Annotated in this window: 11 protein-coding genes; 3 read left to right on the forward strand and 8 right to left on the reverse strand. The window is 72.1% G+C overall.

Translation table 11 applies throughout. The features are described 5' to 3' along the window. Nucleotides 1–2: 2 nt before the first annotated feature. Nucleotides 3–1,262, reverse strand: coding sequence for an Ig-like domain-containing protein (locus tag EAD98_RS09840; protein ID WP_121653738.1), 1,260 nt, complete (start codon nucleotides 1,260–1,262; stop codon nucleotides 3–5). Nucleotides 1,263–1,925: 663 nt separating this feature from the next. On the opposite strand from EAD98_RS09840, the gene EAD98_RS09845 reads away from it, so the two are divergent. Both EAD98_RS09845 and EAD98_RS09850 read left to right on the forward strand, forming a co-directional pair. Then, a complete protein-coding gene (locus EAD98_RS09845; RefSeq protein ID WP_121653739.1) occupies nucleotides 1,926–2,882 on the forward strand; it encodes a sugar phosphate isomerase/epimerase in 957 nt (318 codons plus the stop codon). A 22-nt stretch (nucleotides 2,883–2,904) separates the two neighbouring features. Beyond that, entirely contained in the window at nucleotides 2,905–5,004 is a 2,100-nt protein-coding gene (locus EAD98_RS09850; protein WP_121653740.1) for a PQQ-dependent sugar dehydrogenase, read from the forward strand. Nucleotides 5,005–5,062: 58 nt separating this feature from the next. Here the strand turns inward: EAD98_RS09850 and EAD98_RS09855 are convergent, their stop codons facing one another. From EAD98_RS09855 to pdhA, 4 genes are all read right to left on the reverse strand, one after another. Next, nucleotides 5,063–6,742 (reverse strand): right-handed parallel beta-helix repeat-containing protein, encoded by a 1,680-nt coding sequence (locus tag EAD98_RS09855; protein WP_121653741.1) that lies wholly within the window; start codon nucleotides 6,740–6,742, stop codon nucleotides 5,063–5,065. 125 nt (nucleotides 6,743–6,867) lie between these two features. Next, nucleotides 6,868–8,229 carry a dihydrolipoamide acetyltransferase family protein gene (locus tag EAD98_RS09860; protein WP_121653742.1) on the reverse strand — a complete coding sequence of 454 codons (1,362 nt, stop codon included), beginning with the start codon at nucleotides 8,227–8,229 and terminating at the stop codon, nucleotides 6,868–6,870. Then, on the reverse strand, nucleotides 8,214–9,218 hold the full coding sequence (locus EAD98_RS09865) for an alpha-ketoacid dehydrogenase subunit beta (protein ID WP_199723357.1): 1,005 nt from the start codon (nucleotides 9,216–9,218) through the stop codon (nucleotides 8,214–8,216). Before EAD98_RS09865 ends, EAD98_RS09860 begins: the two co-directional genes overlap by 16 nt. Next, nucleotides 9,215–10,381 (reverse strand): pyruvate dehydrogenase (acetyl-transferring) E1 component subunit alpha, encoded by a 1,167-nt coding sequence (gene pdhA / locus EAD98_RS09870; protein WP_121653744.1) that lies wholly within the window; start codon nucleotides 10,379–10,381, stop codon nucleotides 9,215–9,217. Before pdhA ends, EAD98_RS09865 begins: the two co-directional genes overlap by 4 nt. A 106-nt stretch (nucleotides 10,382–10,487) precedes the next feature. Between pdhA and EAD98_RS09875 the strand changes: the two genes are divergently transcribed. Beyond that, nucleotides 10,488–10,994: an Lrp/AsnC family transcriptional regulator gene (locus EAD98_RS09875; RefSeq protein ID WP_233583775.1), complete on the forward strand. Its 507-nt coding sequence runs from the start codon at nucleotides 10,488–10,490 to the stop codon at nucleotides 10,992–10,994. Between the two features lie 12 nt (nucleotides 10,995–11,006). On the opposite strand, the gene EAD98_RS09880 is transcribed toward EAD98_RS09875, so the two are convergent. From EAD98_RS09880 to EAD98_RS09890, 3 genes are all read right to left on the reverse strand, one after another. Next, entirely contained in the window at nucleotides 11,007–11,978 is a 972-nt protein-coding gene (locus EAD98_RS09880; protein WP_121653768.1) for a DNA polymerase domain-containing protein, read from the reverse strand. Between the two features lie 40 nt (nucleotides 11,979–12,018). Beyond that, nucleotides 12,019–12,345: a hypothetical protein gene (locus EAD98_RS09885; RefSeq protein ID WP_121653745.1), complete on the reverse strand. Its 327-nt coding sequence runs from the start codon at nucleotides 12,343–12,345 to the stop codon at nucleotides 12,019–12,021. A 207-nt stretch (nucleotides 12,346–12,552) separates the two neighbouring features. Next, entirely contained in the window at nucleotides 12,553–12,783 is a 231-nt protein-coding gene (locus EAD98_RS09890; RefSeq protein WP_121653769.1) for a hypothetical protein, read from the reverse strand. Nucleotides 12,784–12,913 lie beyond the last annotated feature (130 nt).

Raw genomic sequence — 12,913 nt, forward strand, 5'->3', positions numbered from 1 at the left:
TCTCAGCGGCCGCTGACCGAGGGCGCCGGTGCGGGCGATCCGCCGGCCACCGCGCCCGGGTGCGCCGGGGCGACCGGGGCGGGCCGCAGCCCGGGCGGCACCGGCAGGGCGCTGCCCTTGACGAACTCGTCCCAGCTCACGTTCCACGCGGTCCAGCCGTTGCCGGCCCCCAGTTGCACCTCGGTGCCCTTGACGGTGACCAGGTCACCGACCTGGGTCACCCCCATCAACCAGTCCGCAGCGGTGGCGGCGACGTTCGTGCACCCGTGCGAGACGTTGGTGCTGCCCTGGTCGCCCTCCGACCAGGGGGCGGAGTGGATGAACTCGCCACCCCAGGTGAGTCGCTGGGCGTCGTCGACGTCGACCACGTACCCGCCGTCCGGCTCACCACGGGTGTCGAACGTGGTCCGCTCGTGCTTCTCCATGATCACCATCTTGCCGCTCGACGTGGGCGTACTCGGCTTGCCCAGGCTGACCGGGATCCGGCGTACCTGCTTGCCGTCGCGCAGCACGGTCATCTGCTTGGTGGCGTTGTCGATCTCCAACGCGACCTGCTTTCCGATCTTGGAGGTGGCGGTCCGCTCGGCGTCACCTACCCGGTCCTTGCCGATCGGCAGTCCCTCCAGGCCGGCTCGGACGCTGATCGTCGTCCCCGGACGCCAGAAATCGGGTGCCCGGTAATAGACCTGAGTGCCGTCCTCCAGCCACGACCAGGCACCCGGCTGCGGCGGATTCGTCTTTACGAACAACCGACGCTGGACGTCCGCCCTGGCCTCTTTCGGAATTCCCGGGTCGAACGCCACGGTTACCGGCATGGCCGTGCCGTACGTCCGGTTGCCGACGAAATAGAGCGTGCTGGTGATCTGCGGTTTGGTCGATTTGGCCATCGTGGTGAACGTCGTGGTGCGGGTCGCCGTGGCGCCCGAGTCGCCGGTCGCGGTCACCTCGGCGGTGTAGGTCCGCTTCGGCTGCAACGGCGTGCTCGGCACCCAGCCCGAGCCGTCCTCACGAGCCTCCGCCGCGATCTGCTTGCCCTTGTCGTCCGTGAGCCGCACGCCGGTGACCCGCCCGCCCTTGACCACGGTGCCCACCTCGGCGCTGACCGGCACCTCTCGGGCCTTGTCCCCCGGTGTCACCATGATCTCCGGCGGAGCGGCGTGCTTCTTGCCCGCCGTGTCCCGGTCGGCGGTGCACCCTCCCACAACCAGCGGTGCGGCTGCGATGGTTACCGCCAACAGCGTCAATCGCCGCCTCAACGTCATGTTCAGTCCCCCCGTTTTCGGCTTCCCTCTGCCACATTCTCGCCGCCCCGATCGGCGTGCCCATCCCATTCGGAAATAATCGGTGGCGCATTTATCGGCGCATTTTCCGGCGGTGCACCCATTGGCGAGACAAAGGCGTTACCGGCCCAGGCTGGGCGGCACCGACCCACTCCGACCGGCCGCGCCCCACCCGACCCGCAACGTCCCGTCCGACCCCGAGCACGGCGATCTTGCACGTTCTGCCACCGTTGGCGGCTTTCACCCCGCCACGGTCGGCAGGAATCCCACGATCCGGCCGTGCGGTGTCGACCGCGCCGAGGGACGTAGGGCGCGGGAAAGCGGGAGGTCAGGGCGCGGGGCGCAGCACGAGGGCGGACTTTTGTCGGCAGGAGCGAAACTTCTGCTGATCGCGACGAAGCTTTGCCTTCGTCCGGAGGCAAGGGTAAGGTCGCGATTCAGATAGAAGGTTGCCCATTCGTCGATCACCTTGCCGCCATCCCCGCCGGGTCGCCGTGTTCCGCTCCCGACAGATCCGGGCCGCACCCGCGCGCCGTCCGCCATCGTCCCGCCGGATCCCGAATCCGGCCGGTTCGGCGCGCCCGGCGGCGGCAGCCGGTCGACCGCCGCCGACGGCCTGCCAGCCGTCAGGAAGGGACCACCACCATGGATCAACAGACCAACGGACCGGAGACGGCACCGGCGTCCGAGCCGGTCAGCCGGCGCCGCGTGCTCCGCGCCGCGACCGTCTCCGCCGCCGCCCTCGGCACCGCCGGCCTGCTCGCCGGCCCGGCCGCCGCCACGCCGGCCGGACAGTCCTACGGCCGACGCCGGGTGCCGGTGGACCGGATCAGCATCCAGCTCTACACGGTGCGCGACCAGCTCGCCGCCGACCTGCCCGGCACCCTGGACGCACTGCGGAGGATCGGCTACCGGCGGGTGGAGCACGCCGGCTTCGTCGGGCGCACCGCGGCGCAGTTCCGGGCCGCGCTGGACGCGGCAGGCTTGCGGTCCACCTCCGGGCACACCGGCATCCCGCAGCCGTTCGACGCCGCCACCTGGGAACGCGCTCTCGCCGACGCGAACGTGGTGGGCTGCAAGAAGATCGTCCACCCGTACTTCGGTCGGGACGCCGAGGGCCGTCCCATCCGGGACCCTGCCGTCTACCGCGCCCTGGCCCGGGACCTGAACCAGGCCGGCCGGCTCGCCGAGCGCGCCGGGCTGGACTTCGGCTACCACAACCACCAACTGGAGTTCGTGCCACTGACCGACGGGTCGACCGGCTTCGACATCCTCACCCGGCAGACCGACCCACGACTGGTCCACTTCGAACTCGACCTCTACTGGACCTGGCGGGGCGCCCACGACCCCGTCGACGTGATCCGGGCCAACCGCGGCCGGATCCGCCAGGTGCACGTCAAGGACCTCGACGTCGAGGGTGGCTTCGCCGACCTCGGCGACGGCGTCATCGACTTCGGTCGGATCTTCGCCCACGAACGGGAGGCGGGCATCGAGGAGTACATCGTGGAGCGCGACGACGCAGGCACCCCGCCGCGCGCCCCCGCCGACGCCCTGGACACCGCCCGCGTCGGCTTCGACTATCTCGCCTCACTCCGGTACTGAAACCACCTCGGGGGACGACCTGATGAACAGGACCGCATTCGTGTCCGCGCTGCTGCTGGTGACGGCCGGCCTGGCCGTGCCACCGGCGGCCGCGGCCGCCGCGCCGGCCGCGCCACCGGACAGCAGCTTCCAGAAAGTGACACTGAACGACTTCCCCGGCGAGCCGATGAGCCTCGCCGTCCTGCCCGACCTGCGGGTGCTGCACACCTCCCGCACGGGCGAGGTGCGCATCCACGACCCGCGCACCGGGCTGAACACCCTCGCCGCCGACATCCCGGTGTACGAGCACGACGAGGAGGGCCTGCAGGGGGTCGCCATCGACCCCAACTTCGCCCAGAACAAGTGGGTCTACCTCTACTACTCGCCGCCGATGAACACCCCGGTGGACGACCCGGCCACCCCCGGGGTCAACGAGGGGGACGCGCCGGAGACCGGCACCGAGGCCGACTGGCAGCGGTTCAAGGGCGCGCTGCGGCTGTCCCGGTTCAAGCTCGACGGGCAGAGGCTGAACCTCGCCAGCGAGCAGCAGATCATCGACGTGGCCACCGACCGGGGCATCTGCTGCCACGTCGGCGGGCAGATCGACTTCGACAGCAAGGGCAACCTGTACCTGTCGACCGGTGACGACACCAACCCGTTCGCCTCCGACGGCTACATCCCGATCGACGAGCGGGCCGACCGGAACCCGGCGTACGACGCCCAGCGCACCTCGGCCAACACCAACGACCTGCGCGGCAAGCTGCTGCGTATCAAGGTGAAGCCCGGTGGTGGTTACACGGTGCCGGCCGGCAACCTGTTCAAGCCCGGCACGGCGCAGACCCGCCCCGAGATCTACGCGATGGGGCTGCGCAACGCGTTCCGGTTCGCCGTCGACCGGCGTACCGACGACGTGTACCTGGGCGACTACTCCCCGGACGCCTCCAACCCGAACCCGGAGCGCGGGCCGGCCGGGCACGGCCGCTGGATGCGCATCGACAAGCCGGCGAACTACGGCTGGCCGTACTGCGTGACGCCGACGATCGCCTACCGCGACTACGACTTCGCCACCGGCGAGTCCGGCGCCAAGTTCAACTGCAAGCGCCCGGTCAACGACTCGCCGCACAACACGGGCAAGCGGCAGCTGCCGCCGGTCGAGCAGCCGGAGGTCTGGTACCCGTCCGCGGCGTCCGGTGAGTTCCCGCAGTTGGGCACCGGCGGCATCGGGCCGATGGGCGGCCCGGCGTACGACTACGACGGGAACAGCACCTCGCGGACCCGCTGGCCGGCGTACTACGACGGGGTTCCGCTGTTCTACGAGTGGACCCGGGACTACATCAAGGAGTTCCGCCTCGATGAGGACGGCGACGTCGAGGACATCCGTCCGGTGGTGCCGTCCCTGGTGGTGGACAACCCGATGGACATGGAGTTCGGCCCGGACGGCGCGCTCTACGTCCTGGAGTACGGCGACGGCTACTTCGCCGAGAACCCGGACGCGCAGCTGTCCCGGATCGACTTCGTGCGGGGCAACCGGACGCCGATCCCGAAGATCAGCGCCACCCCGACCGTCGGGCAGGCCCCGCTGACCGTCGCGTTCTCCAGCGCCGGCACCACCGACCCGGATGGTGACAAGCTGAGCTACGCGTGGGACTTCAACGCGGACGGTTCGGTGGACAGCACCGACCCGAACCCGACGTGGACGTTCCAGGAGAACGGGTCGTACACGCCGACGGTGAAGGTGACCGACCGTACCGGACGGTCCGCCTCGGCGACCCTGCCGCTGGTGGTCGGGCCGACCGCGCCGCTCATCGAGTTCGTCGCCCCGGTGGCCGGGCAGCCCTTCCAGTTCGGGCAGACGGTCGCGTACGAGGTGAAGGTCACCGACGACCTGCCGGTGGACTGCTCCCGGGTGAAGGTCACCTACGTGCTCGGGCACGACGAGCACGGGCACCCGCTCTCCACGTCGACGGGTTGCAGCGGGACCATCCCGACCTTCATCGACGGTGGGCACAGCGGAGCGGACAACCTGACGGCGGTCTTCGTCGCGGAGTACACCGACGCGCCGACCGAGCCGGGTGTGCCGCCGCAGTCCGCCTCGGCGACGGTGGTGCTGGACCCGACCCCGGTGGCCGGCCTGGCCGGCTGACCAGTTCCACGGTGACAGCGGCGGCGGTCGGAGCATTCCGGCCGCCGCCGCCCGTCGGTCAGCCCCAGTCGCTGTCGACGTGGTTGTCGCGCCAGCGCCCGCCCACCGGCGGGGTGTCCAGCCGCATCCCGTCCTCGGCGTTGCCGGCGAGGTCGTTGTCCTCGACCCGGCAGTCCACGCAGCTGCCCCGCTCGGTGATCCACAGCCCGTGGGTCTGGGTCCCGGTTTCGTGGTTGTCCCAGATCCGGTTGCCGCGGATGGTGGCCGAGTCGAACGGCGCGTCGATGGTGATGCCGGCCCGCCGCCCGGGTGCGGGGGCCAGCTCGTAGGCGCAGCCCGGCGGCGGCACGTCCCCGCTCCACGCGGTGAACGCGTCCGGACGGACCGGGGCCAGGCTGAGTTCGTTGCCGCTGTTGGAGGCCACCGTGGCCACGGAACGGCCGACCCGCAGGACCTTGCCCCGGTGCCCGTCGTGCGGCCAGTCGGCCGTCCGATCCACCAGGCTTCGCTCGCTGTAGCGGACGGCGTCGCCCGTACCGCCGGCGGCTCTGGCGTACTGCCGACCGTTGTTGCGGATCCGGTTGTTGAGCAGCACCGTGTCGGTCATCTGGTGGTCGATGCGGACGGCGTCCAGCCCGTTGCCCCAGAACTCGTTGCTCTCGATGACCACGTCCCGGATCGGGCCCTGGTAGCCGCGCCCGAGGTCGTGCGCGTGGTAGCCGTGCCGGCCGTTGCCGCTGATCCGGTTGCCCCGGACGATGTACGGGCCGGGGCTGTTGCCGATGCTGACCCCGTCGCGCAGGTTGCCGTCGATGACGCAGTCGGTGACGAGTCCACCCCGCCCGGCCACGGACGAGGTGCCCTGCGCCGACACGTCGAAGCCGGCCTCCAGGTTGCCGGACATCGTGCAGGCGGAGACGATCAGGCCGTCGGTGCCCCAGTCGGAGATGCCGAACCGGTTGCCCTGGCTGTGGCAGCCGATGATGCGGTAGCCGCGGGGCGGCTCCCAGTAGTCCTTCTGCAACTCCAGGAAGATCCCGTTGGTGCCGTTGGCCAGGGCGGTGCAGTTGGCGATGGTCAGCCGCTCCACCGGGCCCCACCCGCCGACGCCGACACCGATGCCGGCCCCACCCATCTGCTCGCCGTTGTCCAGTCGACCGCAGCCGACCACCACCACGCCGTCGATCAGCGAGTCCTGGAGGAAGTCGCAGCCCAGTCCGCTGGCCGCGGTGTGGTGGATGTAGAGGTTCCGGAACACGCCCCGCACCATGTACTGCAGGCCGAGGCCCTTGGCCAGGTAGTTGTACTCGGCCATCGCCACGCCCGAGCCGTCGATCTGGAAGTCGGCGAAGGTGCAGTCGGCGATGTGCCGGTCCCGGTCGGCGCCGTGCTGGAGGGTCGTCCAGAAGGCCAACGGAGTGGGGTCGGCCCGGTTGCCCTCATTGCTGAGCATGAACCGGGTCGCCGCCGGGCCGGCCCCGACCAGCGACACCCCACTGCGCCACACGGTGCCGGCGTCGCGGATCGAGTAGACGCCCGGTGGGCAGTAGATGACCCGGGCCCGCCCGTCCGAGGCGTACCCGGCGCCGAGCCGGTCCACGAGGGCGGCCAGCGCCGGCTGGTCGTTGGTCGCGCCGTCACCGGTCAACCCGTACTCCAGGGCGTCGCAGTAGAGCGGCGCGCCGGCTGCGGCGGGCCGCCGTACCCGGACCGAGTTGAGTATCGCCTCGTACGCCACGGGCCGGCTCCCTTCGACGCGGGTGGTGCGCGCCGACTTCCCGGTGACGTGTGCGGGAAACCCGTGGATGCGGGCCGGCCCCGACGCCGCGTGGGCAGCGTCGGGGCCGGGGTACGCCGGGTCGGTCAGACGGCGGCGATCAGTAGCGCCGGGCGTTCCACGCAGTCGGCGACGTGCCGCAGGAAGCCGCCGGCGACCCCGCCGTCGCACACCCGGTGGTCGAAGGTGAGGCTGAGCTGGGTCACCTTGCGGACCGCGAGCTGCCCGTCGACGACCCACGGCTTGTCCACGATCCGCCCGACCCCGAGCAGTGCCGCCTCCGGGTGGTTGATGATCGGCGTGGAACCGTCGACGCCGAACACGCCGTAGTTGTTCAGCGTGAACGTGCCGCCGGTCAGCCGGGCCGGCGGCAGACTGCCCGCCCGCGCCGCGGCGGTGGTCGCCGCCAGCTCGGCGGCCAGCTCGGCGGTGGTGAGCCGCTGGGCGTCACGCAGCACCGGCACCAGCAGGCCCCGGTCGGTCTGCGCGGCGATGCCCAGGTGCACCCCGGCGGACTGGACGATCCGCTGCGCGTCGGTGTCGACGCGGGAGTTGAGCTGGGGGAACCGGCGCAGACCGCTGAGGCAGATCCGGGCCAGCAGGGCCAGGATGCTCACCGGGGCGTCGGGCGTCGCCGCGTTGATCGCCGCCCGGGTCTCCAGCAGCCCGGTGGCGTCCACGTCCACCCAGATGGTGACCTCGGGGATCTCCCGACGGCTGCGGGACAGCTTGTCGGCGATCACCTTGCGCACGCCGGTGAGCGGGACGATGACGTCGTCGTCGCCGGCCGGGGCGAGCGCCACGTGCGGGTCCGGCACGGCGGCGAGCCGGGCGGCGGGCACGGTCAGCGCCGCCTCCACGTCGGCGCGACGGATCACCCCGCCGGGCCCGCTGCCGCGCAGCGTGGCCAGGTCGACGCCGTGTTCACGGGCCAGCCGCCGGACGATCGGCGAGATGACCAGGGCGCTCGACGAGCGCGCCGAAGCGGTGGGCGGGTCGTCCGCGCCCGGGCCAGCATCGGTGCGGCCGGCGTCGACCGGTTCGGGGGCGAGCGCCAGCCGGGGGCGACGCCGACGCCGGGTGGCGCCGCCGTGGCCCGTGCCGTACCCGATCAGCACGTTGCCGGAGCCGGCCCGCTCCTCCTCGCGGTAGGTGGCGTGCCCGGCCGGCTCGTCGCCGCCGTCCAGCGGCGCGATCGTGATCAGGGGTTGGCCGACCGGGCGTACCTCACCCGCCGCGCCGTGCAGGGTGACGACCCGGCCGGCGTACGGGCAGGGCACGTCGACGACCGCCTTGGCGGTCTCCACCTCGACCACGCTCTGGTCGACCGTGACGATGTCGCCCACGGCGACCCGCCACTCGACGATCTCGGCCTCGCTCAGCCCTTCGCCCAGGTCGGGTAGGAGGAAGACCTGCGTCCGCTCGACGGTGGTCATGCCGCCGCCCAACGCGCGTCCGGCTGGTCGTCCCACTGCAACCGGGCCACCGCGTCGAGGACCCGGTCCACGCCGGGCAGGTGGGTGTGCTCCAGCATCGGCGCCGGGTACGGGATGTCCAGCCCGGCGACGCGCAGCACCGGGGCGTGCAGCGCGTGGAAGCAGCGCTCCTGCACCCGGGCGGCGATCTCCGCGCCGACGCCCGCGAAGCCGGGCGCCTCCTGGATCACCACGCACCGGCCGGTGCGCCGGACCGAGGCGGTGATGGTGGCGTCGTCGAACGGCACGATGGTGCGTACGTCCACCACCTCCAGGTCCCAGCCCTCCTCGCGGGCGGCCTCGGCGGCCTCCAGCGCGACCGGCACCGCCGGCCCGTACGCCACCAGGGTGGCGTCGCGACCGGGCCGACGCACGACGGCCCGGCCGAACGGCTCGGTACGCGCCGGCAGTTCCGCGTCGGCGCTGGCGAAGTAGAGCTTCTTGGGCTCCATGAAGACCACCGGGTCCGGGTCCTCGATCGCCTCGCGCAGCAGCGAGTACGCGTCGGCCACCGTCGCCGGGGTGACCACCTTCAAGCCGGGGGTGTGCGCGTAGTAGGCCTCGGACGAGTCGCAGTGGTGCTCCACCCCGCCGATCCCGCCGGCGTACGGCACCCGGATGACGATGGGCACACTCAGCGCGCCCCTGGTGCGGTTGCGCAGCTTCGCCACGTGCGAGGCGATCTGCTCGAACGCCGGGTACGCGAACGCGTCGAACTGCATCTCGACCACCGGCCGCAGCCCGGACATCGCCAGGCCGACGGCGAAGCCGACGATGCCGGCCTCGGCCAGGGGGGTGTCGAAGCAGCGGGTGTCGCCGAACCGGGCCTGCAGGCCGTCGGTGATCCGGAAGACGCCGCCGAGTTGGCCGACGTCCTCGCCGAAGACGACGACCCGCTCGTCGGCGGCGAGGGCGTCGGCGAGCGCGGTGTTGAGGGCCTTCGCCATGGTGGTGGCCATCAGGCGTCACCCTCCTCGTCGTGGGCGGCGGCCAGCTCGGCGCGGACCTGCTCGCGCTGCTCGACCAGCTGCGGGGTGGGCTCGGCGTACACGTGGTCGAAGAGGCTCAGCGGGTCGACGCTGGGCTGCTCGTTCATCCGGGTCCGCAGGTCCGCCGCGTACGTCTCGGCCTGCTCGGCGATGTCGGCGACCGCCGCGTCGTCGAGCACGCCGCGGGCGCGCAGGTAGGTCTCCAGGCGGGCGAGCGGGTCGCGGTCGCGCCAGGCGTCGACCTCGGCGCCGTCGCGGTAGCGGGTGGCGTCGTCGGCGTTGGTGTGCGGCTCCATCCGGTAGGTGTGCGCCTCCACCAGGAACGGCCCGTTGCCGGCCCGCGCGTGGGCGACCGCTCGGGTCAGCACGGCGAGCACCGCGACCGGGTCGTTGCCGTCGACCTGCTCGCTGGGCACCCCGTAGCCGACGCCCTTGTACGCCAGCGACGGCGCGGCGGTCTGCCGGGACAGCGGGACGCTGATCGCGTACCGGTTGTTCTGCACGAAGTAGACCACCGGCGCCTTGAACACGGCGGCGAAGTTGATCCCCTCGTGGAAGTCGCCCTCGCTGGTCGCGCCGTCGCCGATGAAGGCCAGCGCCACCGTGTCACGACCCTGGTACGCCTCGCCGTGCGCGAGCCCGGCGGCGTGCACGCACTGGGTGGCGAGCGGGGTGCACTGCGGCGCGGTGCGTACCTCGGTCGGGTCGTAGCCGCAGTGCCAGTCGCCGCGCAGCAGGGTGAGCACCTCGACCGGGTCGATGCCCCGGGCAACCAGAGCCATCGACTCACGGTAGGTGGGGAACACCCAGTCGGTGTCCCGGACCGCGAGCACCGCGCCGACCTGGCACGCCTCCTGCCCCCGTGAGGACGGGTAGACGGCGAGCCGACCCTGCTTGGTCAGCGCGGTCGCCTGGGTGTCGAACCGGCGGCCGAGCACCATCCGGCGGTACAGCTCCCGCAGCGCCTCGACGGGCGGCTCCGGGTAGTCGGTGCGGGCGGGCAACGGCGTGCCGCTCTCGTCGAGCAGGCGGACCGGCTCGGCGGCGGGCAGCAGCGGGCGTGCCGGATCGGGCGGGGTGGCCGCCCGGCGGGTACGCGGGGATGCCCTGCGGACCGCCTGGGGTGTGGTCGTCACGGCGGGACCTCCTGGGACGTGTGGTGGGCCTATGCTTCCGCCTGTCGGATGATTGACTCAAGATCCAGGCAGAAGGCGGGACGGTTGGCATGCGGAGGGCGCACCAGTGAGCCAGGAGGCCACGGACGGGGTCGGCCGGGCGGCCGGATCGGGACGTTCGGCCCGAGGTCTGGACGAGGTGGACCGGCGGATCCTCGACGAGCTGGTCCGCGACGGTCGGACCTCGGTACGCACCCTCGCCGAGCGGATCCACATCTCCCGCACCAACGCGTACGCCCGGGTGGAGCGGCTGCTGCGCGACGGAGTGATCACCGGTTTCCGGGCCCAGGTGGCGCCCGAGGCGGCCGGGCTGGGCACCTCGGCGTACATCGCGCTGACGATCGAGCAGAACACCTGGCGGGAGGTCTCCGCGGAGCTGGCCCGGGTGCGCTACATCGAGCACGCGGCGCTGCTCGGCGGCGACCACGACGTGCTCGCGCTGGTCCGCGCACCGGACAACGCCGCCCTGCGGGACGTGGTGCTGGGCCGGGTGCAGAGCATCCCGGGGGTGCTGTCCACCCGCACCTGGCTGGTCTTCGAGGAGTTCGACGGGGTGGCCAGCCCCTGGGCGTGACCGTCGGGCGGCTTAGCGCTCCGGCGGGGCCTCCAGCCCCTCCCGGTCGGCCAGCTCCAGCAACGGCTCCAGCGAGTGCCGGTCGCCGTCCAGGCCGGCGTGCGGGTCACCCCGCTCGGCGAACCGGGCCGGCATGCTGAGCACGTCGAAGTCCTCGGGCCGCACCCGGTCCAGCTCCGACCAGTCCAGCGGCGCCGACACCAGCGCCTGCGGCGTCGGCCGGATCGAGTACGCGGACGTCACGGTGTGGTCCCGGGCCATCTGGTTGTAGTCGACGAAGACCGGCTTGTCCCGCTGCTCGCGCCACCAGGTGGTGGTGACCAGGTCTGGCAGCCGGCGCTGCATCTCCCGGCCCAGCGCGAGCACCGCCCGCCGGCACTCGCCGAAGCTCCACCGCGGCTCGATCGACAGGTAGACGTGCAGGCCCCGGCCTCCGGTGGTCTTCGGGTAGCCGGTCATGCCCAGCTCGGCGAGGAACGCCCGCACCTCGTGGGCCACCGGCACCACCTGCGCGAAGTCGACGCCGGGCATCGGGTCGAGGTCGATGCGCAGCTGGTCGGGGCGCTCCACGTCGGCGGCGGTGACCGGCCACGGATGAAAACGCAGGGTGCCGAGGTTGGCCGCCCAGATCACCACGGCAAGCTCGCTCGGCGCGACCTCGTCGGCGGTGCGGCCGCTCGGGAAGGTGATGTGCGCGGTCCGCACCCACTCGGGCGCGCCCGCCGGCAGCCGCTTCTGGTAGAACGCGTCACCCCGGTTGGTCTGCCGGGTGGCGATGGTCGCGCCCTCGAAGACGCCACGCGGCCAGCGTTCCAGCATGGTCGGCCGGTCCCGCAGCGCGCGCAGGATGCCGTCGCCCACCGCGAGGAAGTAGCGGACCACGTCCAGCTTGGTCAGCCCACGCTCGGGGAAGTACGGCTTGTCGGGGCTGGAGACGCGGACCAGCCGCTCTCCCACCTGGATCTCCTCCGCCGCCGTGGCCACGCCCACGAGGGTACGACGACGGCGGGCTGCTCGCCGTCGGTCAGGTGATCAGAAGAATGCCGATCAGCATCAGCGGCAACCCGACGAACAGGAATATGCCGACCCCGGTGAGCACCCGCCCGCCACCGGCCTCCTCGCGCTCCGGCGCGAGCCCGAAGGTGGCACGCGGCCCGAGCATGCCGATCCGGCTCAGCGTCAGGTCGCCGGTCACTCCGAACAGGGCGCCCACCACCATCAGCGCGATCCCCAGTCGGCTGATGTAGTCGCCCCCGTCGACGGCCACCCAGACCGCCGCGGCGGCCGCGACCAGAACAGTGGCGATCAGGAACAGCATCAGCGCTTCCCGCAGACCCCGGACGACCGTCATCGCCGACCCACCCCTTCGTCCCGGGCGGTCCGGCCGCCCCGGACGAACATTGTTCCCTATCGACGTCATGCGGCGCTGTCCCGAACCGGACCGGTCGCGCGGCATCGGGGGGAGGTGTGGACGTGGGACGGTGTGCTGCCGGTGTTCAGCGCGGCGGATGCCGGTCGACGACCGGCATCCGCCTCCGCTTGGCGACATGCGTCGCGGTCAGCGCTTCTCCTGCTGCATCCGGGACATCAGCAGCTGTTTACCCTGCTCGCCCGCCTTGCGACTGTTGTCCTGGATCATGCGGAACCAGTTGGCGAGTTCACTGTCGCCGCGCTGCTCGGCGTCGGCGATGTACGTGTCCATCCGGTACACGTTCTCCAGCGACATCTGCAACGCCCGGATCAGGTCGTAGTTCTTGTCCTTCACCGGGCTGGCCTGCTCCTTGACCATCGTCGCCACGGCGCACCTCCCCTGTCGGCTCACGGGTGAGACCGACGCATACCCGGCCGGCTGACGTTCACGCCCGCCTCCGGCGTGCGCCGGTGGCGCGGTTACCAGGCAGCCGGGTCGGGTAGGGGGT

It is taken from the genome of Micromonospora sp. CV4, from assembly GCF_003667455.1.
In the GTDB taxonomy this organism is placed as follows: Bacteria; Actinomycetota; Actinomycetes; order Mycobacteriales; family Micromonosporaceae; genus Micromonospora.